The 23,389-nt window shown below is 56.0% G+C and carries 20 protein-coding genes; 9 read left to right on the top strand and 11 right to left on the bottom strand.

Annotation, left to right across the window (positions count from 1 at the left end):
• Positions 1-207: 207 nt before the first annotated feature.
• The 3 genes from FHG12_RS15100 (at position 208) to FHG12_RS15090 (ending at position 2,457) form a co-directional block, all read left to right on the top strand.
• Positions 208-543: a DUF3276 family protein gene (locus FHG12_RS15100; protein WP_139516514.1), complete on the top strand. Its 336-nt coding sequence runs from the start codon at positions 208-210 to the stop codon at positions 541-543.
• A 260-nt stretch (positions 544-803) separates the two neighbouring features.
• Positions 804-1,901 (top strand): redox-regulated ATPase YchF, encoded by a 1,098-nt coding sequence (ychF, locus tag FHG12_RS15095; RefSeq protein WP_139516513.1) that lies wholly within the window; start codon positions 804-806, stop codon positions 1,899-1,901.
• Positions 1,902-1,989: 88 nt separating this feature from the next.
• Positions 1,990-2,457 carry a hypothetical protein gene (locus FHG12_RS15090; protein WP_139516512.1) on the top strand — a complete coding sequence of 156 codons (468 nt, stop codon included), beginning with the start codon at positions 1,990-1,992 and terminating at the stop codon, positions 2,455-2,457.
• 66 nt (positions 2,458-2,523) lie between these two features.
• Here the strand turns inward: FHG12_RS15090 and FHG12_RS15085 are convergent, their stop codons facing one another.
• The 4 genes from FHG12_RS15085 to FHG12_RS15070 form a co-directional block, all read right to left on the bottom strand.
• Positions 2,524-3,975: a M48 family metalloprotease gene (locus tag FHG12_RS15085; protein ID WP_139516511.1), complete on the bottom strand. Its 1,452-nt coding sequence runs from the start codon at positions 3,973-3,975 to the stop codon at positions 2,524-2,526.
• A gap of 226 nt (positions 3,976-4,201) precedes the next feature.
• Positions 4,202-5,512, bottom strand: coding sequence for a type IX secretion system plug protein (locus FHG12_RS15080; protein WP_165699417.1), 1,311 nt, complete (start codon positions 5,510-5,512; stop codon positions 4,202-4,204).
• Positions 5,513-5,709: 197 nt separating this feature from the next.
• The gene (locus FHG12_RS15075; RefSeq protein WP_165699416.1) at positions 5,710-7,227 is read right to left on the bottom strand and encodes a dienelactone hydrolase family protein; all 1,518 of its coding nucleotides are present in this window, start codon (positions 7,225-7,227) and stop codon (positions 5,710-5,712) included.
• A gap of 273 nt (positions 7,228-7,500) precedes the next feature.
• Positions 7,501-9,447, bottom strand: a complete 1,947-nt coding sequence (locus FHG12_RS15070) for an ABC-F family ATP-binding cassette domain-containing protein (protein WP_139516508.1) — start codon at positions 9,445-9,447, stop codon at positions 7,501-7,503.
• Positions 9,448-9,781: 334 nt separating this feature from the next.
• Here FHG12_RS15070 and FHG12_RS15065 point away from each other — a divergent pair, with 334 nt between their 5' ends.
• Positions 9,782-10,768: a gluconolaconase gene (locus tag FHG12_RS15065; RefSeq protein WP_139516507.1), complete on the top strand. Its 987-nt coding sequence runs from the start codon at positions 9,782-9,784 to the stop codon at positions 10,766-10,768.
• A gap of 109 nt (positions 10,769-10,877) precedes the next feature.
• On the opposite strand, the gene FHG12_RS15060 is transcribed toward FHG12_RS15065, so the two are convergent.
• The 3 genes from FHG12_RS15060 to FHG12_RS15050 all read right to left on the bottom strand — a co-directional run bounded on the left by FHG12_RS15060 (position 10,878) and on the right by FHG12_RS15050 (position 14,238).
• On the bottom strand, positions 10,878-11,417 hold the full coding sequence (locus FHG12_RS15060; RefSeq protein WP_139516506.1) for a PAS domain-containing protein: 540 nt from the start codon (positions 11,415-11,417) through the stop codon (positions 10,878-10,880).
• Positions 11,418-11,428: 11 nt separating this feature from the next.
• Positions 11,429-11,791, bottom strand: a complete 363-nt coding sequence (locus FHG12_RS15055; RefSeq protein ID WP_139516505.1) for a hypothetical protein — start codon at positions 11,789-11,791, stop codon at positions 11,429-11,431.
• Positions 11,792-12,051: 260 nt separating this feature from the next.
• Positions 12,052-14,238, bottom strand: a complete 2,187-nt coding sequence (locus tag FHG12_RS15050) for a hypothetical protein (protein WP_139516504.1) — start codon at positions 14,236-14,238, stop codon at positions 12,052-12,054.
• 254 nt (positions 14,239-14,492) lie between these two features.
• On the opposite strand from FHG12_RS15050, the gene FHG12_RS15045 reads away from it, so the two are divergent.
• The 5 genes from FHG12_RS15045 (at position 14,493) to FHG12_RS15030 (ending at position 18,383) form a co-directional block, all read left to right on the top strand.
• A complete protein-coding gene (locus tag FHG12_RS15045; RefSeq protein ID WP_139516503.1) occupies positions 14,493-15,068 on the top strand; it encodes a DinB family protein in 576 nt (191 codons plus the stop codon).
• A 4-nt stretch (positions 15,069-15,072) separates the two neighbouring features.
• Positions 15,073-15,639: a 2'-5' RNA ligase family protein gene (locus tag FHG12_RS15040; RefSeq protein ID WP_139516502.1), complete on the top strand. Its 567-nt coding sequence runs from the start codon at positions 15,073-15,075 to the stop codon at positions 15,637-15,639.
• 159 nt (positions 15,640-15,798) lie between these two features.
• Positions 15,799-16,260, top strand: a complete 462-nt coding sequence (locus FHG12_RS15035) for a hypothetical protein (protein ID WP_139516501.1) — start codon at positions 15,799-15,801, stop codon at positions 16,258-16,260.
• A gap of 212 nt (positions 16,261-16,472) precedes the next feature.
• Complete coding sequence (locus tag FHG12_RS21010; protein ID WP_165699415.1) at positions 16,473-16,649, top strand: hypothetical protein; 177 nt, start codon at positions 16,473-16,475, stop codon at positions 16,647-16,649.
• A 333-nt stretch (positions 16,650-16,982) separates the two neighbouring features.
• Positions 16,983-18,383 (top strand): OmpA family protein, encoded by a 1,401-nt coding sequence (locus tag FHG12_RS15030; RefSeq protein WP_139516500.1) that lies wholly within the window; start codon positions 16,983-16,985, stop codon positions 18,381-18,383.
• Positions 18,384-18,465: 82 nt separating this feature from the next.
• Here FHG12_RS15030 and FHG12_RS15025 read toward each other — a convergent pair whose 3' ends face one another.
• From FHG12_RS15025 to FHG12_RS15010, 4 genes are all read right to left on the bottom strand, one after another.
• Positions 18,466-19,437 (bottom strand): deoxyhypusine synthase family protein, encoded by a 972-nt coding sequence (locus FHG12_RS15025; protein WP_139516499.1) that lies wholly within the window; start codon positions 19,435-19,437, stop codon positions 18,466-18,468.
• Between the two features lie 150 nt (positions 19,438-19,587).
• Positions 19,588-20,103 (bottom strand): STM3941 family protein, encoded by a 516-nt coding sequence (locus tag FHG12_RS15020; protein ID WP_139516498.1) that lies wholly within the window; start codon positions 20,101-20,103, stop codon positions 19,588-19,590.
• Positions 20,104-20,117: 14 nt separating this feature from the next.
• A complete protein-coding gene (gene hslV / locus FHG12_RS15015) occupies positions 20,118-20,654 on the bottom strand; it encodes an ATP-dependent protease subunit HslV (RefSeq protein WP_139516497.1) in 537 nt (178 codons plus the stop codon).
• 157 nt (positions 20,655-20,811) lie between these two features.
• Positions 20,812-23,361: a TonB-dependent receptor gene (locus FHG12_RS15010; protein ID WP_139516496.1), complete on the bottom strand. Its 2,550-nt coding sequence runs from the start codon at positions 23,359-23,361 to the stop codon at positions 20,812-20,814.
• Positions 23,362-23,389 lie beyond the last annotated feature (28 nt).

Genomic DNA, 23,389 nt, shown 5'->3' with positions numbered 1-23,389 from the left:
AGCCTGCAACACCCGAAAAAGATCATTTTATGAATAAACGATCCTTCTTAGGATTTTGGCATTTTAATTGACTAAAACGCGCTTTAACAAAGATACCGCAGGCTGTTGTGGAAAAATTACCTTCTTAAAATTTTTATATTCGCAGTAGGCCACGTACCTTGTACAGCAATTCACTCATCTTGGAATAAAACAAATACAGAAGGAACCGTGGAAGACCGTCACGATCAGGAAGAAATTTACACCCAGCGCATCAAAGCCGGTAAGCGCACCTACTTTTTCGACGTGAAAGCCACGCGCGGACAAGATTATTACCTCACCATCACGGAAAGCAAACGCAAGCTCCGCGACGATGATACTTTCACCTACGAGAAACACAAAATTTTTCTTTACAAAGAAGACTTTGCCAAGTTCGTGGATGCGTTACAAGATGCCGTAGAGTATGTGCGCGAAGAACTGCTGTCGGAAGATGAAGTAGCCGAATTGGATCGCCCGCGCCAGTACAACGACGACTCTTACAACACCACAAGCGACGACAACTACTAACCTTTCGCTGCCTATCGAAGCACACCTACTCGATTTTTCTCTCTTTGCCGCACAGCGCGGCTCTGCATTGCAGAGCCGCGCTGTGTCTTTTATAGGCTATTGTAGGCGGCATTTTTGCCTTTACTAGCCGCTCACTTTTACCCTATACCGTATCACCGACCAGAGGGCACGTTTTCCCCGAAAGTTAGCCGTACCTTTGCACCCGAATTGTGCCTTTGGCCCGACTCGTAATCTTTAATCCAACATTTCTACTACATAAGATGGGTCTCCGCTGCGGAATCGTCGGTTTGCCGAACGTGGGTAAGTCCACGCTATTCAACGCCCTTTCGAATGCCAAGGCCGAATCGGCCAACTATCCTTTTTGCACCATCGAGCCCAACGTGGGCGTGATTACGGTGCCCGACGAGCGCCTCCAGATTCTGGAAGCCCTCGTGAACCCCAAGCGTGTGCTGCCCACGATCATTGAGTTTGTGGACATTGCCGGCCTCGTAAAAGGCGCCAGCCGCGGCGAAGGCTTGGGCAATAAGTTCCTGGCCAACATCCGCGAAGTCGACGCCATCATTCACGTAGTGCGCTGCTTCGACGACCCCAACATCGTGCACGTAGCCGGGGGTGTCGATCCGGTATTCGACAAGGACGTGATTGATACAGAGCTGCAAATCAAGGACTTGGAGAGCGTTGATAAAAAGCTGGCCAAGTCGGAGCGCAGCGCCAAGGGTGGCGATGCCGCCGCTAAGAAAGAAGTAGCCGCTTTGCAACGCTTCAAGGCAGCTCTGGAAGCGGGCCAAAACGCCCGCGCCGTGGATGCCTCTGCCGACGAACTGGAAGCCGTCGCCGATTTGCAACTACTTACTATTAAGCCAGTTATCTACGTGGCTAATGTTGACGAAGCCAGCATCATCAGCGGCAATGCCCACGTTGAAGCGCTGCGCGAGCACGTCAAGAACGAAGGCGCGCAGGTAGTACTGGTTTCGGCCGCTATTGAGTCGCAGATTGCCGAGATCGAAGATCCCGAGGAGAAAGAGATGTTTTTGGCCGAGTATGGCCTGAAAGAGTCGGGCCTGAACCGCCTAATCCGCGCTTCGTACGAGTTGCTCAACCTGATTACCTACTTCACCGCCGGCGTGCAGGAAGTACGCGCCTGGACCATTCACCGCGGCGACAAAGCCCCGGCGGCAGCTGGCGTTATCCACTCCGATTTCGAGAAAGGCTTTATTCGCGCCGAGGTAATCAAATTACCTGATTATCAAGAATATAAGACCGAAGTAAAAATCAAGGAAGCCGGTAAAATGGCAGTCGAAGGCAAAGACTACGTGGTACAGGATGGCGACATCATGCACTTCCGGTTTAACGTCTGATCTGGGCCCTTTGATTTCTTCAGCAGGTCTGTAATTTCAATGCCCCAACCGATTCTCGGTTGGGGCATTCTTGTGTATATCTTCCTCTATGAAAAACGCGTTGTGGCTGCTCTGCTTAGGATTGCTATCAGTAAGTTGTGAGCATCAGCCACAAGTCTTGCACGAAAAGGGAATCTTGGTACTGGACAACGCACGAAATTGCACGAGCTATGATTACTTCATTCCGTGCGACATCAACGATACGATTTCTCTTGGTAAAAATGTTGAATCGGTAAACTCGCACACGGCACGCCATATAAGCGCAGGGCAACTTCAGTTCGCCTTGCTAAATGCATCCTGGCCAAGTTCGGCTGACTCCTTTTATGTACGAGGACACCAAGCGCGGCGGAATTATTTATCTGCTGTTGAGCTCACTCTTAAACGCGTCGACGATATGTCGGTCGACACAATACAACGTATAAATCCTCAACGACTGGCAGGAACAATTACTATCAACCAGTTTTATCCAGGATACTATCGGATTACCCACGCCAAAAAGATTATTTTGCTCGAGTAAGCTCAGAAAACGAAAGGGGCACTTATTTCAATAAGTGCCCCTTTCGTTTTCTATTAGCAATAAGGATCACTTGCCCACCACCTTATACAATTGCCCAGCCGTAAGCTTGTCGGTGGTTTTCATACCGTTTAGAATAGCGAGTTCTTCGTAGCGCTTCGAGGGCACGCCATTGGCAGCCAAGGCTGATGCCAGCGTGGTGCTGGTTTTGGCAGTTTTGATGCGCACCCGCTCGGGCTGGCGGTTGAGCTTGTCGGCGGCGGTGAGGCGCTGGAAGCCTTGGGCCGTACGCTGAAATTGCGGAGCGTAAGTTTCGAAAGTTGAAGGTGCTGTGAGGCCCACGAGCGCATACAGCGTCTGGCCGTCCTGAATGATGTAGCTAAGCGTGCGGGCCGTAATGGCTTGCTGGCCCGTTTGCTGATCCTGCCCGACTTGGTCGCCCTGAATAACGGCAGCAGGGAAGCCATTGATCGTCGTTTTCTGGGCTTGCGGCGACTGCAGGTTGAGTTGCTTCGCTAGTGCCTGAGCAGTTTCATCAAGCGATTTGTTGCCGGCTGGCAGCAAAACCATAACGGCTTTCCCGTTGGGCTCCGCCATCTGAAACTGACTGGGTGAGTTCTGGCTTTGCCAGCCCTGCGGAATCGGAAATTGAAATTTCAGCTCGGGGTGATAAAACACGCTGTTTTCCACGAAGCCCTCGCGCGGGTTGTCGCCGTAGGCTAGGCCATCGAGCAGGCGCAAATATTGGTCGCGGTTGATGGCGAGCTGACGACCGGCCTGCTGCTCAGCCGTAACAGCCAACTTCTTCACACGCTCGTAGCGATCGGCAGAGTTGGGGTGAGTGCTCAGGAAGGTGGGCACGCCGGCCGCACCGCTTTGCTGCTCGGTGCGCTGCAACGTCAGAAAGAAATCGGCCATGTGAGCCGGGTCGTAACCGATTTTGCTGGAGTATTTTACGCCCAACACATCAGCTTCGTTTTCCGCATCGCGACCGTATTTAAGCAGGCCAAGCCCCACCACCTGCGTGAGCGGCTGCCCAATCGACTGCATCACGCGGGGGGCAATGATGGAGCCCAGTATCATACCTATGCCAGCGGCCGTGTTGCGGGTTTGCTGCTTCTGACCATGACGAGCCGTAATATGCCCGATTTCGTGCCCCAGCACGCCCGTAAACTGGGCTTCGTCGTTGAGGTACGCCATAATGCCGCGCGTAAAGTACACGTGGCCATCGGGCGTAGCGAAGGCATTGACGATGGGCGAATCGACGATGGTAAAGCCCTTTACGTCGGCCGGGCGATCCGAAACACGGCCCATCTGCTGCCCTTTTTCGTTCATGTAGCTTTGCAGCTTGGCGTTGTCGAGCAACCCAAATTGGGCGATGACCGCCGGATCGGGTTGGGCACCCTGAACGGGCGCAGAGGGTTTTGGCTGGTTTGCAGTGGGGCTTGTGGAGCTAACCAACGGCAAGAGCAGCAAGGACAGGGCGGCGGTGTGTAAGCCGCGAAAGGATGGGATTTTCATGGCGAGAGAGCGTAATTCCGCCGCTAATGATACGGCAGATGTGCTAGCAACGAACCCTAAAAGAAAGGGTTACGCCGGCTGGTATGCACATAGCATGCCTAAGTTTCGGTGCGTTCATTAAACGCACACGCAGTGCAGCCTATCTATGCGGCTTTTGTTAGCTTAAGCCAAAGCCCTAATCCTAAATGCAAACAGCTGATTATCAGATGTTTGTACATGCCAAATCTTAAGGCCGCCGGCTATTTACCGTGACCGACTGATATCCAATCAACAAATCGGCGCGGGTGCCGGGCGGGCGGTAATACACCAGCAGATCGTACTGATTTTCGGTTTCCTGATGGCTGCCTTCGAAGTATACATCGTCGGGGGCGGCATTGGGTTTGCCCACCACGTAATAGTAGTTGTAATACCCTTGCTTGAGCAGCGCCTTGCCCGTATACTGCTGGCTGGCAACGTCATACGTGAGCTTAAACTCATCTTTTAGCTGCCAGTCGGTGAGGGCGCCGAACACGTAAACCGGGCCGGGTGCGGCCTGCTCGGCGTGCAGTTGAAACGTGACGTTGGCGTAATCGGCGTTGGTGGCACCGTTTCCATACTCGCGGTTTTCAAATACGCGCTGCCCATTAATGTCCTCGTACTGCGTGTAACCTTGCCCGGCGCGGGTGCCTTCCAGCGTCAGCAGTACTTCGCGCGGCGAGGCCGCACCGTCGAGCTTGGCCATGCCTACTCCCAACGTACGCAGCGAGCGCGTGTCGAAAAAGCGAAACTCGCTGCTGCCCGGAAACGCGTTCTCGAAGTTAAAATACTGGTACTCCAGCACCCGTTCGGCATCGCGCACAAAGGTCGGGCGCAGGTTCACTTTGGCGTTGTCCCACCGGAAATTCTGCCGGAGCATCACCTTCACCTCTTGCGCCGGATTCACCAGATTGGCGCTGGCGTAGCGAATGCCAAAATCAAGCTGCTGCAACGTGTAACGCTCCTGTCCGGCCACCGGAATGCCTTGTTTCAGAGACACTTCCACGCCATTATCGTACACCAGCACCCGACGGCTCACCACGGGTACATTGCCCGCTCCCTGCACTACCAGCAAGTAATTGCCGCTCAGCTTCACGCGCGGCATCTGGAGCCGGTAGTGGTAGTAAGGCACTTTGGTGTTGATGGAAGTGCGGTAGTCGGTGATCAGAAACTCGTTGATCTCGTTGAGGAACTGCATGTCCGTCAGCGCCGACGGTTTCCAGTCGACATCACAGTGAATTAGCTTGCCCGTCAGGCGCGGCGCCTGAGCGCTTAGCATATCAAACTCTAACACAACGGGTTGCCCCTGTGCCATGGGCACAATGGGCGGGTTGAATACCTCTGTTGGCTGGCCCGTAGCGACGTAGCACTGCACCGAACGCACCTCCGGGCTGTAGGTGTAATCTTGGTAGCGCAGCGCTTTATCGGCATAATATTCCGGCGGACGCTGCTGCCCGCCGGGCTGGCGCGCCGCGTTCGGGTCGGTGATGGGCGTGCCCAACGGGACACACGCGGTAGCCACAAGCAAAGACAACGCTACAACAAGGCGGGATACATGCATGCTTAAAACTAGTGCAAAAAGGCAAAAACGGACTAAAGGTGAGCCTTCTTCCTTTGGCAAGTGGGGAAGTTTGTGGGCTACCTCAAGTAGACAAGCGGTTTGGCCGCCCGTTACGAGTGAGCGGTTGCTTCTTGCCTATGCAGCAGTGACACATACAGTTAGTGCGCAGGAGCGCCCAGTGCCTGCAAGCGTTGCCGGGCATTGCCGTTCTGCGGATTCAACTCTAGGGAGCGCCGGTAATGCGTGCTAGCCGCCGTCGGATCGTGGTTCAGTTCATCGGCTTCGCCCAGGCTGTCGAAGAGATTAAAGCTACCCGGATAGAGTTCGGTACCAAGGCGGAAAATGGCCAAGGCTGCCTGCAGGTCGTGCGCCTCGCGAATAAGCTGGTAGCCCCAGTTGTTGAGGACCATTTCGGAGAGGACAAAAGAAGAGTCCTGCTGCTGCATCCGGTGATAAACTGCCAGCGCGTGGTCGAAGCCTTCTTGGGCCAGGGCGGCTGCAAATCCCGCTTGCGTGGGTATGGGGCCGGGCTGGGCCGGCAGGTGGTACGACTGGGCCATATGGGCCGGCACGCCGTTTTGAACAGGTGTGCGTTCGAGGAACTGCCAGCCGGTGGAGGCCGCTTTTAGAGTGGAATTCAAAAATTCCAGTGTGTAGCGGCAGGTCCAGTGGTAAGCGGCTTCCACTTCGGCGCGAGAATACTCCGAAAAGTGCGCTGGCGAAGCCATACGCAGGGCTTTCGTGGAGAAATCCAGGTGCTCCATCGGGTTCATAACCACGTGGTACCGATCGGAATACTTGGCTTCATTCAGCAGGATTGACGAGGTCTCCATGCCGTTGGCGCTGAGTTCCCGCACCGATTCGGGACGGCGCTGCACATACAGCCACGGCACGGTGAGGCGCGAGCGAGACACAGCCTTGGTGTCGTCGCGGTATTGGGTACCGTCGAAGCTAATCAACGCGTCGATGCGCGAGTCTTGGGAAGCAGCCAACGTGATGGCCAGGCCGCCCCAGCTCCAGCCGGCTACGGCCACGTGGTCCATATCGGCTTGCGGTAAGGTGTGGGCATAAGCCAGCAGAAATCGGATGTTACCTGCTTGGGTAGCAAGGCCTTCCGGGTCGAAATTCATAAGGCTCGTTCGGGTGCCCAGGCTGCGGCTGGCCAGCACCACGTACCCGTGGCTGGCGAGGTATTCGCAGAGGTCGGCGGCTTCGTCCGCTACTCCCCCACCCCCGGCGGCGTAAATAACCACGGGGAATTTGCCGGTCGTCGCCGGCGCGTTTGGCACCGCCCACATGCGCTGCTCGAGGACGGCCCGCGCTTGCTTAGGCCCGACCTGGGCTGCTAGGCTTTGCTGCCGGCCCGTCATGAAGGCCGTTACCTGGACCGGGGACTGCTCAAATACCTCGTCGGTGGCTTCGGTGCGCAGGTAATCGGTGTAGCGCATGGGCGTGCCCGCTTTCGGAGCCGGATACCACACGAGCGTTTGCACGGGCCGGGCCCGTTCACCGAGATATGCCTTGCCGGTAACCAAGTCGGTTCTGTCGTGGTAGGAACGCGCGTAATCGTATTGCTGCACTACTCGTAGGCCGACGCCGTGCGGACCTTGTTGAAGGTTCGCAAAGCCGGAACCGGCTTGGGCGATGTAACCCAGGGAGCAAAGGAGAAGAAGCAAGGCCGTTTGCAGAAGCCGCGAGCGTAACATAGGTGCAAAAAACAGAAGTTTAAGAGGTGTGTATCCCTCCTAATTAACACGGATAAGGATACGGGCATAAACATACAACTTCTACCTTGCAAAACAAGGTACTGTTTAACACACAATACCGGCTTATAGCCTTGTTAAGAATCCGTACTACCGTCTTTGCAACCTTGCTTCTACCCTTCCTCAAAAAAGAAGGGAGCTAGTTCTTCACTAACTCCCTTCTGTAAATACCTGATCATCAAATATTTATTTCACACGCATTTCCAAGCCTTCCACTTTCTCGGCTAAGGTTTCCCAAGTGTCGTTCACTTTGGCAAGCTCTTTCTTCACTTGCTCGAATTTCACAGTGGTGTCCTTAAGCTGTGAGGTATTGTTGTAGATGCCAGGGTCGGCAAGCTGCTTTTCGTACACGGCCAACTCCTTTTCCAGGGTCGTGACGCGGGCTTCTACCTCTTTCAGCTCTTTGTTGGCCTTTTTCAGCTCCTGCTGGGCAGCGTCGCGCTCGGCGTTGGAGTACTTTTTGGGTTCTTCCGTAGCTTTTGCAACTGGCTTAGCAGCAACAGGTTGCGCGGCACCGTTTTTCTTGTCGGCTTTGGCGCGGTCTTCCTGCCACTGCTCGTACTCGGTGTAGGTGCCGGGATATTCCTTGAGCTGGTAATCTTCGATGTACCAGATTTTATTGGCCACATTTTCCACGAAAAAGCGGTCGTGGCTGATGACGATGTAGGTGCCTTCGTACTGGTCCAGGGCTTGAATCAGGATGTTCACCGACTGCATGTCCAAGTGGTTGGTCGGTTCGTCGAGCAGCAGAAAGTTGGCTTCCGAAATCAGGGTTTTGGCCAACGCCACGCGGCTTTTCTCACCACCCGACAGCACCCGGATTTTCTTGTACACCTGATCGCCGGTGAAGAGGAAGGAGCCGAGCACCGAGCGCAGTTCCATCTCGTTGCGCCGCGAGCCAGCCTCGTTCATCTCCTGAATGATCTCGTTTTCCACGTTCAGCGATTCGAGCTGGTGCTGGGCGTAGAACGACATAATTACGTTGTGGCCAAGCTGGTGGTTGCCGTTGGTAGGCGCCTCATTACCAGCCACTAAGCGCATCAGCGTTGATTTACCTTTGCCGTTCGCCCCGATCAGGGCAATCTTGTCGCCGCGCTCGATGTGCACGTGTGTATCGCGGAAAATCAGCTTGTCGCCGTATTTCTTGCCCACGTGCTCCATGCGCAGGATGTGACGACCCGGCTGCACCGTAAACTGAAACTTGATGTTCACTTTCGCCGCGTCGTTGGCCACGTCGTCGATGCGCTCCAGTTTGTCGAGCATCTTCACGCGGCTTTGCGCCTGCTTGGCCTTCGAGGCTTTGGCTTTGAAACGCTCAATAAAGCGCTCGGCCTGCCGAATCTGGGCCTGCTGGTTCTCAAAAGCGCCTTTCTGAATGGCGTTGCGCTCTTCCTTCTCTTCCAGATAGAACGAGTAATTACCAGCGTAAGGCACTAGTTTTCCGCCACTTACCTCCACCGTAGTGTTGGTGGTGCGGTCCAGAAATTCGCGGTCGTGGGATACGATGATCACGGCACCTTCGTACCCGGCCAGGTAGTTCTCGATCCATTTGATCGAGGGCAAGTCCAAGTGGTTGGTTGGTTCGTCGAGCAGCAGTAACGACGGCTTTTGCAGCAGGATTTTGGCCAGCATCACGCGCATGCGCCAACCGCCCGAAAACGTGCGGAGCGGGCGTTGCAGCTCATCGGTGCTAAAGCCCAGGCCCTCAAGTATTTCCTCGGCCTGCGCCTGCATGGTGTAGCCGCCCAGCGCCTCGAAACGCTCCTGCATATCGGCCAATTTCTCCACGAGGTCGTCGTGGTAGTTGGTTTCGAATTCGAGCAGAATCTCGTCAATCTTCTTTTGCAGGCTCAGCGCTTCCTCAAAGGCCTGCATGGCCACCGTCAGAATGCTTTCGTGCGTGTCGTAGCTGAGCAAATCCTGGTTGAGGAAGCCCAGCGTTACGTCTTTGCTCATCTGAATGCTGCCGCCGTCGGGCTTGTATTCGCCGACCAGTACGCGCAACAGCGTCGATTTGCCCGTTCCGTTCAGCCCGATCAGGCCGATTTTGTCTTTGGGCTTTATGTGGAGGTTGGCCTTGTCGTAGAGGGTACGCGAGCCAAAATGGAAATCTAAGTCGTTGATGGAAATCATCCTACTTTGCTATAAGGGTGCAAAGGTAGTGGGTTTCGAAGTTTTACCCTTGCGCTTTTCGCGCCTCGCTGCTGGAATGGGCGCGGCGCGTTTCGCAAACCAAACAAATTCGCTATTGGTTTGATTCAGTGATAATTACAACCAAATCCACTTCCAAGTGATCGGGTGCGGCTGGGTTAGCTTACCGCAACCTGGCCCTGAACTTCGCCTCTGATTCGGCGTAAACTTGCAGCAATCTACTGTTCTCGGCTGTGCACGAGTACGCTTTTTATTCAAATACAACGCTTTGATGATCAACCAATTAAATAACTGCTTTAAAGTTTCTTCCTTCGCTTTGGCCTTGCTGCTTGTGCCGGCTTGCACCGAAGACAGCGACATTACGCCACTGGTGCTGGGCGCCGACGTGATAAAGTTCACCCAGGATGGCTTGTATCCCGAGGGTGTGCAGTACGATACGCAGCGCAAGCGCTTTCTGGTGAGTTCGGAAACGCGCGGCACCATAGGCCAAGTGCAGGACGACGGCAAGGGAAACGGCACTTACCAGCCTTTTGCCGCCGATCAACGCCTGATTTCCACGGTCGGGCTGAAGCTGGATGCTACGCGCAACCGGCTGCTGGCGGCCGTATCCGACCCCGGCTACAACACGGCTTTTTCTACGGCCGCGACGAAGGGCAAACTGGCGGCGCTGGCAGTCATTGACTTGAATGGCGGCGCCGTGGCTTCTTACGTCAATCTTAGCAACCTGCGCCCGACGGATGCCGGGCATTTTGCCAACGACGTGGCCGTCGACAACGCCGGCGCAGCTTATGTTACCGACAGCTTCGCGCCCGTCATTTACCGCGTTGGGTTTGCCACCGATGGCACGCCGACCGCAAACGTACTTGTAGAAAATCCGCAATTTCAGGCTCCTGCGGGCGCCTTTGGGCTCAATGGCATCGTGTTTCACCCAGATGGCTATTTGCTGGTGGCCAAGTCCAATGATGGTACTTTATACAAGGTGACGCTGACTTCGCCGGCTACGGTTACCAAAGTAACGACGAGCACCAGCCTAGTCGGGGCCGACGGCCTGCTGCTACAGGACAACAGCACGCTGCTCGTCGTAACCAATAGCCAAAGCAAAGTGTATCGCCTGACTACCAGCGACAACTGGGCGAATGCAGCCTCCAACGCCAGCGCTACTACCACAGCCGGCGTGTACCCCACCACGCTCACCAAGCGGAGCAGCACCGAAACTTACGTACTGTACTCGCACCTCAACGCGCTGCAAAGCGGCCAGACCCCAGCCGTAACGGAGTTTACCATCAACAAAATCTCGTTTTAGCAAAAGCCTGTTTTCCCGAAACAAGAAAGGCCGCCTCAGTTGAGGCGGCCTTTCTTGTTTTTACATAATAACTTGACAATCAAGTAATTATGTAAATAAGCTATCCTTTCTATTTGGAGAGGGCTTTGCGCAGTTCCTGCACTTCGCGTTCCAGTTCCAGGTTGCGGAACGTCACTTTCACCTCCAAGTCGGAGTAAGCGCGCTCCAGATCCTGTTCGCGTTCGCGCAGGGCAAACTCAATCAGTTTCTGATCGTGGATGTCGGTGCAGGTGCCGTACCACTGCTTGATCTGCCCTTGCTCGTCGTACTGCGGCCGGGCTTGGCCCAAAAACCAGCGATAGTCGCCCTGGCGGGATTTGAAGCGGTATTCGATTTCGTAAAAATCGCCCGTGGCCAACGAATGGCCCCACACTTGGCGGGCGCGCTCACGGTCGTCGGGGTGCAGCAGGTTGTTCCACATATCCGGCCCCACACTATCGGCCAGGGTGTAGCCGGTGTAGTCGGTCCAGCGCTGGTTGAAATAGGTGTGAAAACCCGATGGATCAGTAAACCAGACCAATTGAGGAATAAAATCGGCCAGGAAGGTCAGTTGTTCTTCTGCCTGCTTTCTCAGGCGCTCATCCTGCGGAACGGAGGGGGTAGGGACCATAAAAGAAGCGATCAACAGGGCTGGGAGAGCAGCAGCTCCATGCCCGACTGAAAATACAAGCTAAGTTGACTTTGCAAGCCGTCGGCGGAGCGCCGCAGCCGCGTAATAAGCGCGCGGGTTTCTTCCTGTAGCAATTGCAACTCCAGGTAAGGCCGGTTCAGCAGCGAATCGCGCTCAACAGTCCAGTTGCCGGTATCCTGGAGCTCCGGTGCCTGCACCTTGAGCGTGCCGGGCTGCAAATAAAAATGCGTAGCCTGCGCCAAAGCACTGTCCGGGTTATTGCGGTTGAGCACGCGGCTGGCAACGCACCACTCTCCCGTCAAATACTCGTCGGGCAGCTGCTGCAGATTAACGTCGAATAGAATTTCGGACATACAGTGTGATCAACGAAACGGCAGAGCGACTGCCGCATAAAACCGCTTTTACATGCTGCTACAGCCGTGCTTTTCCTACGATCACCCCGGTTGCAGAGACAAAATTAGCAACACTCAAACACCTCACGCTATCATAAGTTCCGGGCAAGTAAGCCAAACAGTATAACCGCTTGACTAATAATTACTTATTAAAACAAGGCCTTATTCAGCTTTTTCGTGGCTCACTTGTTCTCTACACAAGCCACTCTCATAGCGCTTACTTATTCGCTCTCGCTGAGGCTCTTAGCCAGCTTGCCCGGTACGCCGATGCTGTTGAGCAAGCCACTCACCACACCCTGTCGCCACAGCGAAAACACCGAAAAGCGCGGGTCGCGGGCGCTTTGGATTTTGCCGGTCTTGAGGGCTTTGTCGTCGCGACGCGGGTTTTCGTCTCGAATCACGATGCCATTCACCAGTTTGGACGTGACTTTGGAGAGCAGCGTTTTCTGGTCGGCGCCCCCTTTTTTGCTTAGGAAGGACATCTTCAGATCGTAGTAACTGGCCCACATGGTGCCGCGGGCCTGCTGCTTGTCGAGTTGAATCTGAACGGCCACGTGTTGGATCTGACCACGCTCAAAACGCACCAGACGCGTGGGTTCGGTCATGGAGTTGAGCAACGTAATCGAAGCCGGCCCGAACGTGCCTTCGGCCCGGTGTGCCCCGTTCGGGTCGAGCAAGGGCAGCCAAAAAGTAGCCTGCACCAAGCAGGCGTTTTGCAGTAGGCCCGACGCCCGCGCAATGGCCGGGTGGGCGGCCGTCATGTGGACGGGGTCGTTGGAAATGTTGGTGAGCGTACCGTTCAGGCGCGTCAGGGTCATGGTACCGGTTTTTCCGCTTACCGGTGCTAAGTAGCTGAATTTCATGTTCCAATCGCTGAGCCGCAGTGCACGCACGTCCAGCCGAAAGGGCAGCTTGCCCAGCGACTCCGGCGTCACGACCGACGGATTGGGATTGACCGGAAAGCGGCCGTCGCCGGCGACCGCCACGCGGGCCTGCCGAATAAGCACCTCGCGCGCTATCACAGCGCCGTGCCGCTCCAAGGCCGCGAAATCGAAGCCGGTTACGCGGACCTGAGGCGTTTGGAGCGTAACGTGCGGCGCCTGATGGTGCTTGCGCCGTGAGAGCTCCGCCACCGACATGGTAGGGGCCAACCGCACATCCAGCATATGAAACAGGCCGGGCTTGGTAGACAGGCGTAACTGCTTGTATGCCAGTCGGTAATAAGGCGCATCCAGCAACAGGGTTCCCCGCCCCGTCTGCGCCTGCCAAGCCGTGGCGTACAGGATGCGTTTCGGGTCCTGCGCGCCTACCCCATCAACGCGCAGGTCGCTTCCGTCGATGGCGATGTTTTCGATAACGGGTTTGCGCTCAATGCTTTCCACCTTAATGTATCCATGCGTCAGGCGCAGGTGGTGTAGTTGCACACGGTCAAAGTACGGGGCCAGCAATTTGCTCAGGGCCGGCGGGGGCTGATCGGGTGGCGAAAAGCTAGCATTTGGGCCTTGCAGCAACAGTGACGCAGCCCGAAACTGCCTGCGCGCCAATTGAGCAGTCTGTAGCCCTGTTAGCAAAATACGCGGCAGCCAGAGCGCTATGCGCAGGTTTCCTTGGCGCTTGGCGTTGGCAAAAAGTGGGGTTACGCGCAACGAATCGGCCTCCAGCCGGTGCCGCGCCGAAATGAACTGCACCGCCGCCAAATTCACCTCATGTCGCTGCACGGTTGCTTGCCAGCCCCGCACGCGCACGGCCACCGTGGCGGCATAGCCAATGCGCTGGGTGTCAGCGGCCCCCGTAGCTGAGAGCAGCAGATCTCGAACCAACGCATCGCCTTGCCGAAATTGCAGAACGGGCTGTTCATTAGGCCCATAGGCCGCCTGGATTCGCGTGAGCGCTATTTCACCCAAGCGCAGTCCTTTTACATCGAAGGGCAACTGCTGGTAAAGAGGCTTGCTGGAAGCTTTACGGCTCGTTTTGGGCCATTCGTACACGCGCAGGTGCAACGAATCCAGTTGCACCTTATCAACGGCCACGACGTCGTGCCTGAGCAGGTCGCTCAGACCGATGCCCGCAATGCGCAATTCTTGCAACGTGAATTGCAAATGGGGTAACGCATTGATATTCTTTATCTTACCAAAAGAAGCAGTAGGTTTCAGCCGCACGCCGTTCAGCCGAATGCTACGCTGCCACAAGCTGGTTTGCAAGGAGGCGATGCGCAGCTCGTAGCGGCCCGCCGAGCGCGTTGCTACCTGTTTTTCGAGCTTCTGGCGCAGCCACGAGTCGAGAAAAAGCAACGCCACGCCGAGCAGCAGCGCCAGTAGGCCCACGCCCATCAACGGCCAGAACCACCAGCGCGATCGCGTTTTGGCAGGCGGCGTAAGGGGTTCGGGCAACGCTGGAGAATGGGGCACGCGGCAGCAATGAAAGTGGTAGTGGCGCTGATTGGTTCTGCCCTAAACGGAAAATGGAACGGCATGGCTATGCAAGCCCAATAGTTATTTCCCGGCTGGTGACGACAGCGTTTTCTGCAACAACTGACGGCCCTACTTGCCGATCTGAGCGCACGAAAAGTTTCTGGTTTCCTATTTAGCCGCCTGTTTACCACGTCGATATGGGCGGAAGGATTACCTTAGGGCTCTCGACTCCGCATCACACTTTGTTGTCTATGGATGTTGCCCACGATTCGGTTGCCGCAGCCGTGCTGAGTTCCTTTCAGCACAGCTTCCGCAGTTACAAAACCCTCGCTGAGCGCGCGCTGGCCCAGCTCACCCCCGAAGAATGGCTGTATCGGCCGGTGCCGGGCTCCAACAGCACCGCCGTGATCGTGAAGCACATGGTGGGCAATCTGCGCTCCCGCTTCACCGATTTTCTGACCACTGACGGCGAAAAACCCGACCGCAACCGCGATCAGGAGTTTGAGGAACCCTCTGATGTAGAAGCCATTGCACCTCTGCAGAAGCAGTGGGAAGCAGCATGGCCTATTTTGCTGGATCTGTTGGATACCCTTACCCCCGCTGACCTCCTGCGCACCGTCACGATTCGCGGCGAGGCCCACTCGGTGCTGACGGCGCTACAGCGGCAAGCAACTCATTATGCATATCATACGGGCCAAATTGTGCAGCTAGCCAAACAGATTCGTGGGGAGGCGTGGCAAACCCTGAGCGTGCCACGTGGGCAAAGCCAAGCATTTAACGCGGCTAAATGGGCCGAATCCAACAACGACGACGCCTCTAGGTTGTAGCATCATGTTGGCTATCACCTCGCTTCTAAATCCGCAAAACGCTGCGCGCATTAATGGTATCATCAAAGGGCTCGAAACCGAGTTTGGGCTCGACGACGTGCAGGCCACACCCGACCCCCATCTTACGTATCAGCTGGCCGGCGTGCGCAAGCTTTCGGCCCTGAACGCGGTGCTGCGCGAAGTAGCCCAAAGCACCAAGCCTTTCAACGCTTATACCACGGGCTTGGGCGTGTTTCCGGGCCCCAACCCCGTGATTTACATTCCGGTACTGCGCTGCGATGCCCTCAACCAACTGCACAGTCGCATCCTGAAAGCCACGGCACCGCTGTGCCTGCGCACCGATAAGTTTAGCGGTCCCGACTGCTGGCTGCCGCACATCTCGCTGGCCCTGCACGACACCACCCCCGATTTGCTCGGCCCCGTACTGCAATACCTTAACAAACAGACTTTTAACCTTAAACTCACCATCAACAACATTGCGGTGCTACGGCAACAGGGCGATATGTTTCTGCGCGAGCGAGTCTTTTCTTTTGAGGGCCATAAGCAAGAAAAGACAGCTTCCTTGTTCTAATGCAACCACCTAATTATAAGACACTTATATAATAATGTATTCCAAGCTGTAGCCTTACCTTATTGTCGGCCGCCTCAAATTTCTCCTTTTCCCCTGCGGCATTTTCCCCGGCGCCTCCGACCTTTACCGCTTCACTTCACCCTGCTACTCCTGCTACTTATGTACGACATTTTACTGCATGTCCACTCCTGGACGCGTTGGCTCGTGGTTGTTTTTGGCCTGATTGCGGTTTTTCGCGCCTTTTCGGGTTGGCAGGGGCGCCGCCGCTACATGGGCGCCGACAACGGCATGGGCGCGGCCTTTGTGGGCTCCATGCACCTGCAGTTGCTCGTCGGCCTGATTTTGTATTTCGGCCTGAGCCCCGTGACCAAAACCGCCCTGGCCAACATGGGCGCGGCCATGAAAAGCCCGGAGCTTCGCTTTTGGGGCGTTGAGCACATCACCGTGATGGTACTGGCCGTGATTGCGGCCCAAGTGGGTCGCTCGCTCTCCAAGAAAGCGACAGAGCCGGTGCTGAAGCACAAGCGGGCTTTCGTGTGGTTCACCATCGCACTGGTACTGGTGCTGCTGATGATTCCGTGGGGCATCTGGAATCCGGCTCGCCCCCTGTTCCGGTTCTAATTAGGCCGTTTTTGGGTAGCCATTGCGAAAAGCAGACGTTCCAGCCGGAGCGTCTGCTTTTTTAATTTTAGTCCATTGTTCGCGGTTCACGTAAGGGGAGAAACAGCCGGTTTATAGACGAAAATATTAATTTGTCAATATTGCGGAGCTGAAACTAAACATCGTACTATTGCGACGTTTTCCCGTCCTCTGAGGGCTAAGTAACAGTACTAGTGACTCCTTCACCCGCCAAAAACCGCTTTTCACGAGAAGAATTTCTCAACCTGATGGCCACGCAATTGGACACCCTCGAGGGTCGGCAAGATGCGCAGCGCCAGTACGGGCCGGTATTGGCAGCCTTGCGGTTTCATTTGGAAGCTTACAAGCAAAGCCAGCTCAAGCGCCGTTAGCAGCTAGCAGGCAACCGCAGCTGCCTTGGTAATTTTACCCCGCCCCGTTTGCCACCTCGCCTAGTACCGACAGCGCCTACACATTGGCGCACCGCTTCCTTGTAGCCGACCCGATTTGCCCTTTCAGCAAGTCTTCTTTTCTGCAAGGTCAGGCAGATAATTTCATTCTGTGTCAGCACGCTTGTGCCCGCGCATCAAGTGGTTTTCGCTTGACCATGCGGAAGGAAAGCCGCGCCGCGTAAAATATAAATTCAGAAATAAGGATATTCAAATTCAGACCTATATTATATGCACTCGTAGAAAGCTGATCCACAAACCCTTACTCCTTTCCCGATGAGCTCAAATCTGTTAGAACTTGTTCAAAACTACTTCAGCGGTGATGCCGTGCGCCAAACTAGCACCGCACTGGGTGAAAGCGAAAGTAGCATTGGCACTGCGCTCCGCAGTGTGGTTCCCTTGGTACTGGGCGGTTTGTTTGCTCGTTCGCAGCAGCCCGGTGGAGCAGAAGATTTATTCGGATTGGCACGCCAAGCCCACAGCAGCGGCATTTTAGGCAACCTGAGTGGTCTGCTCGGCGGCTTGGGCAATACTACGGCTACGACTGCCACCACCTCGACCGCCGACAGTGGACTGCTGAACCGGGGCACCGAGCTTTTGCGCTCCGTATTTGGCAGCAACTACACTCCTGCCGTGGAAGGGGTGAGCCAGCAAGCCGGCGTGCGCACTTCCACCGTGAGTAGCCTGCTGAGTATGGCAGCGCCAGTGGTGTTGGGCCTGCTAGGCCGGCACGCCGCCGAAAACAACTTGGATGCCAATGGTTTAGGCAGTTACCTGAGCAGTCAGCGGGGCAGCATTATGGGGGCACTCGGCAGCTTGCCGGGCAGCCTGGGCACGATACTCTCGGGGCTGGGGTTGGGCGCCGGCGCCGCGGCAGCTAACCTAGGCACCACCGCGACAAACACAGCGAATGCCCTCGGCAACACGGTTTCGGCGGCCGCCAACCGCACCGGCGATGCCGTTCGCAACACAGCGCGGGACGTCGAAACGGCGGCGGCCACGCCCAGCCGGTGGCCCTGGATCTTATTGATTCTCTTAGCTTTAGCTGCGCTGTTCTATTTCATGCGCAACTGCAACAAGACGCCGGAAAACGCAGCGCCTGCATCCACGACCACTACCACGGATACGACCACCACGACGGCCGTAGCCCCGGCGGCCGCTCCGACGGGCCGCTACGATGCGGCTAGTGGCAACTACATTTATGACACAGGCGCCAACACGGAAATCAAGTTGCCCGATGGCACAGTGCTGAATGTGGGCGGCAATTCGTTTGAAGCCCGGTTGTTCAACTTCCTGAACGACAAGAATCAAACGGTTAGCGACGACAAAACGCAGGGCTGGATGAGCCTCGACCGTGTGTACTTCAACACCGGCAAATCGACGCTGACGGCTGAGTCACAGGCGCAGCTGAAAAACCTGGCTGCCATTCTGAAAGCCTTCCCCAACGCTGCCGTGAAGCTAGGCGGCTACACCGATAACCAAGGCAAAGCCGACATGAACCTGACGCTCAGCGCCGACCGGGCTAACGCCGCTCGCAAAGCCGTGATGAACAACGGCATCGATCCGAGCCGCGTTTCCGCAGAAGGCTACGGCCAAGAGCACCCACTTGCCTCTAACGACACGCCCGAAGGCCGCGCCCAAAACCGTCGGGTAGACGTACGCGTGACGAAGAAGTAAGCTTTTGAATTTTGCGTACAGAAAATAGCCCGCCGCTGAGCTCAGCGACGGGCTATTTTATAACCTTTTGACTAAGTGGCAATTACTGCCCCAGCACCATCGCAAATACCAGCGGCGCTACAATGGTAGCATCCGATTCGATGATGAACTTAGGCGTGTCTTGGCCCAGCTTGCCCCAGGTGATTTTCTCATTGGGCACAGCACCGGAGTACGAACCATACGAAGTCGTCGAGTCCGAAATCTGGCAGAAATAGCCCCACAGCGGCACCGAAGTACGCTGCAAGTCTTGGTGCAGCATGGGTACGACGCAGATGGGGAAGTCGCCGGCAATGCCGCCGCCGATCTGGAAGAAACCTACTGGGCTCTCATCGGTGGCTTGCTGGGTGTACCAGTCGGCCAGATAGATCATGTACTCGATGCCGGTACGCACCGTGTGCACGTTCTTGATATCGCCCGAAATCACGTGGCCAGCGAAGATGTTGCCCAGCGTGGAATCTTCCCAACCGGGGCAGATGATCGGCAGGTTTTTCTCGGCGGCAGCCAGCATCCAGGAGTCTTTGGGATCGATCTGGTAGTATTGCTCCAACTCGCCCGACTTCAGGATTTGGTAGAAGAACTCGTGGGGGAAATAACGCTCGCCGGCCTTATCGGCCTTTTCCCAGAACTTCAGCACCGAGTGCTCGAGGCGGCGCATGGCCTCTTCCTCGGGGATGCAGGTATCGGTTACGCGATTCATGTGGCGCTCCAACAGTGCCTGCTCGTCGGCGGGCGTCAGGTCGCGGTAGTTTGGTACGCGCTCGTAAAAATCGTGGGCAACAAGGTTGAAAATATCTTCTTCCAGGTTAGCACCTGTGCAGCTGATAATCTGCACTTTATCTTGACGAATCAGCTCGGCCAATTGAATACCCATCTCGGCGGTGCTCATGGCACCGGCCAGCGTGATCATCATTTTGCCGCCGTCAGCGAGGTGCTTGTTGTAGCCCTCTGCCGCGTCGATCAGCGCGGCGGCGTTGAAGTGGCGGTAGTGGTGCTTGAGGAAGTTGGTTACGTTCATTGAGTCGTGTGTTCTGTACTTGTGGGTGTGCGGTTTACAATCAAATATTAGCCTGGAATCGTTCAAGAACCGTGCACTATATCCAAAATTCTGAATAGAGCACAATTGCGACTGGGTTGCTCACAAAAACAGCCTGATTGGGTTATTCAGCTACGAATTAGGCGGTAATCCGGGGTGTTGAAGGTGCGCGGCAGCACTCTGCTTCAGGATATACTCCAGAAGCTGCTCCGGGTTGAGGTCAACGCCGCTTAGGTTTATCGAAATAGGTGTGAAGCCCAAGGCCTCGTTGGCATTCGCCAGTCTGCGCTTCAGCGGCGACAGACGACCTAAATAGGCCTGTTCATCGCGTACCTGCAGACAGATAAAATATTCGTGATTTATGGCCCGTACATACGCGTACGTAATTTCAGTCCACGGAATCAAACCTACGCCCAGGGTGCGATCCAGGATGCCCTCATCCGTGATTTGCAGCCTCGGGCGGGTATCCAAGAATTGCCGGGCTCCCACGGCAACACCGGCTCCGAAGAAGATGATGGTTATCATTCCCTGGCCCCAGTTGCCTTTTTTCACGATCAAAAATACCCCCACGGCAACAAACACCAGCGAAACTAAGGTCAACAGCACATAACGCTTGCGGGAGTTGTAGTAAATCAGGTCTTCGGTCATGACGCGAATTCGGCCTAGCTAGGCTGCTCAATCATCAGGTTGTGGTTGGTGTAAATGCAGATGTCGGCGGCGATGTGCAGGGCATCTTCCACCATTTGGCGGGCCGTGAGATGCGGGGCGTGCTTCTTGAGGGCAAGCGCGGCGGCTTGAGCATACATGGCGCCCGAGCCGATAGCGGCTACGTCGGAGTCGGGCTCCAGCACGTCGCCGGTGCCGGCAATGATGAGCAGCTCGTCTTTATCGGCTACTACCATCATAGCCTCTAACTTCCTCAGGTACTGATCTTTACGCCATTCCTTGGCTAGCTCGATGGCTGCCCGCCGCAGTTGGCCATTGTAGCTGCCCAGCTTTTCTTCAAACTTATCGAGCAGCATGAAGGCGTCGGCAGTGGAGCCGGCAAAGCCTGTCACGACTTTGCCATCCTGAAGCTTGCGCACCTTGCGTACGTTGCTCTTGGCCACGTGTTTATCCATAGTAGCCTGCCCGTCGGCGCCGAGGGCAATTTCGCCGTTGTGGCGCACGCCGAGCACGGTAGTGGAGCGGATTTTCATAGTAGTTGCTGGTTATCGGTTGCCCGTGACAAGCGGCCAGAAAACGCTTGTCATCCTGACGAAGGCAGGACCTTATCGGCGCCGAACGGGATGTTGTTCAGGCGCGATAAGGTCATGCCTCCGTCAGGATGACAGACAATGTTTTGCCGACACCTGCTTAGAAACGGGCCTGCAATTTAGCAAAGTAAAACCGACCGTTGGACCCCATCTGCACGGGGTCCCAGGCGCCGCCGGTTTCGGTGAGTTGCGGATCAAACAGCGTCGGATAGCGGTTGAAAAGGTTGGAACTACCCACAATTAGCTGCAAGTGGTTGGTGAGCGCGTAGTTAACCGTCAGGTCCGTGGTGACGCGCGAATCGTACTTCATCGGGTCGCCATTCCAGTCGATGAGCGTCAGCTTGTCGAACCGAACAAACCGCACCAGCGTACCAAACCGGCCCACCTGATAATCGAAGGTGAGGTTGATTTTGGAAGGTGGCGCCGAAGCCTTCACAAAAGCCTGCTCGCGCGGCCCAAAGAAGTCGTCTTCCCGCCCGGCCAAGCGGCCCGAAGTCCGGACGCGGTCGATGCGCAAGTGGTTGAAATTGGCTGCCAGCGTGGAGTTAAGACGGCCTTCTCCTAAGGTGGCCGTATGATTGAGCACTACATCGAGGCCCAGCGAGCGCGTATCGGCAGCATTGGCAAAGAACTGCGCCTGATCGACGTTAAGCGCCTGCAAATCAGGCCCAATCACAGGGTCATCGGCCGAAAATTGCGTCGTCAGCACCACACGGTCTTTTACCTTGATGTAGTAGCCATCCAAGGTCAGGCTGAGCGAAGAGCCAATGCGGCTGGTGAGGCCGATGTTGGCGCTGTTGGAGGTTTCCTGCTTCAGACTCGGGATGCCCAGTTTTTGCGTAACGGCGCTGTTGTTGCGGGCCAGCAGTACTTCCACCGGCGTACCGTTGATGAAGTTGGTAAAGGTGGAGTTGAAGTTGATCTGGGCCAGCGAGGGTGCCCTAAATCCCGTGCTGTACGTGCCACGCAGGGTCAGGAAGTCGGTGAGATTGAAGCGGGTAGACGCTTTGTAGTTGAGCGTGCTGCCAAAGTCGCTGTAGTGCTCGTAGCGCAGGGCCGCGGCCAACAGCCAGCGCTGCGTTACGCTCAGTTCCGCATCCACGTAGGCCCCGAAGTTGTCGCGGTCGGCCTTGATTACGTCGCTGGGTTGAAAGCCAGGAAAGCCCTGTGAGCCGCCCGTTACGGTGGGGTCATAGTTACGGTAAGAAGCTTCTTCGCCCGCAAACAATGAATACCACTCGCGGCGCCATTCGGCTCCGGCTGCTACGTTGAGGCCTTGCAGCACGGTTTTGTAGTTGCGCGTCAGGCCCAGGCTTACCACATCTTGCTGTAGCTGAAAACCACCGGCATCGAAGGATGTAGGCGAACTAGCTCCTAATGAGGCATTTAGCGTATTCTTTACGCCGTAGTGAAAACGGTTGGAGCCGAAGTTGTTGCTCAAATCCAGTTCCCAGCCACCTAGCGCCGTGTGTACGCCTACCACGCCAGAAGCATCCACAATGTCGCTGGTGATGATGGGGTCGAAGCCGTTGGGGTAAATGGCCGGCACGTTGCGGTCGTCGCCGGCAAAACGCGTCCAGGCGTAGGCGTCGCCTTTGCGTTTGTTGCCGCCGCCAAACACGTAAATGTGCGCTTTGTCGCTGAGCGCAAACTTCGAGTTGATGTACGCCGACGCATTGGATATCTGCGGGTCGCCGTATTCGCGGCGGGCCAGCCCGTCGGGAGCCGGCACGTTGGCGCGCTGAGTATGTTCGCGCTGATTGTAGTCGAGGGTCGCGTTGATAAATCCGCCCTTGTCTCCTATCCCGACGCCGTAATTGACGTTGGCGTTGAAGTTGCCGCCATCGAATTTTTTGTCGTCACGACGGTATTTGGCGTCGTAGGCACCGTAGTTGACGTTGGCTGTCAGCTCCTTCACCGAGCTTTTCAGCACGATGTTGATGACGCCCGCAATGGCATCGGAGCCGTATTGCGCCGCGGCCCCATCGCGCAGAATCTCAATGCGTTCGATGGAAGCTGCCGGAATCACGTTTAGGTCGGTACCGGTATTGCCGCGGCCGCGCGTGCCAAACAGGTTCACCAGCGCCGACTGGTGTTGGCGCTTGCCATTCACGAGCACCAAGGTCTGGTCGGGACCGAGCCCGCGCAGGGTGGCGGGGTCTACGTGGTCGGCGCCATCGGAGCCGGTCTGGCGGTTAGAGTTAAACGACGGCGCTACGAACTGAAGCAGTTGGTTTACATCGAGCTGACCAGTTTTGGTAGTAACTTCCCGCAAGTCGATGATATCCACCGGCGAAGGCGAATCGGTGACTGAGCGGTTTTGGCTGCGCGAGCCCACCACCTGCACTGCGCCGAGGCTGGTTGTGGCTTCCGCCAATCGCACGCTGATCTGCTCGCCTCCGCCTTCCACTTCCTGCGCGCTGAAGCCGATGGAGCTGATGACCAGCCGAGGGCTGGCAGTGCGAGCGCGTAGCGTAAAGCGTCCATCGCCGCCCGTGGCCGTACCGTTGTTGGTGCCCTTTTCTACCACGGTGGCCCCGATTACAGGCCGGCCCGCAGCGTCTAACACTTGCCCGTTCAGGGCTTGCCCCTGCCCAAAAGCCGTTGCGCTAGCCAAACACAACGTTATTGCCAGTAGATTCTCTTTCATGACTTTATACGATTGAACGATACACAAT

It is taken from the genome of Hymenobacter jejuensis (genome assembly GCF_006337165.1).
GTDB lineage: Bacteria > Bacteroidota > Bacteroidia > Cytophagales > Hymenobacteraceae > Hymenobacter > Hymenobacter jejuensis.
This window is presented reverse-complemented; position numbering and strand designations above follow the sequence as displayed.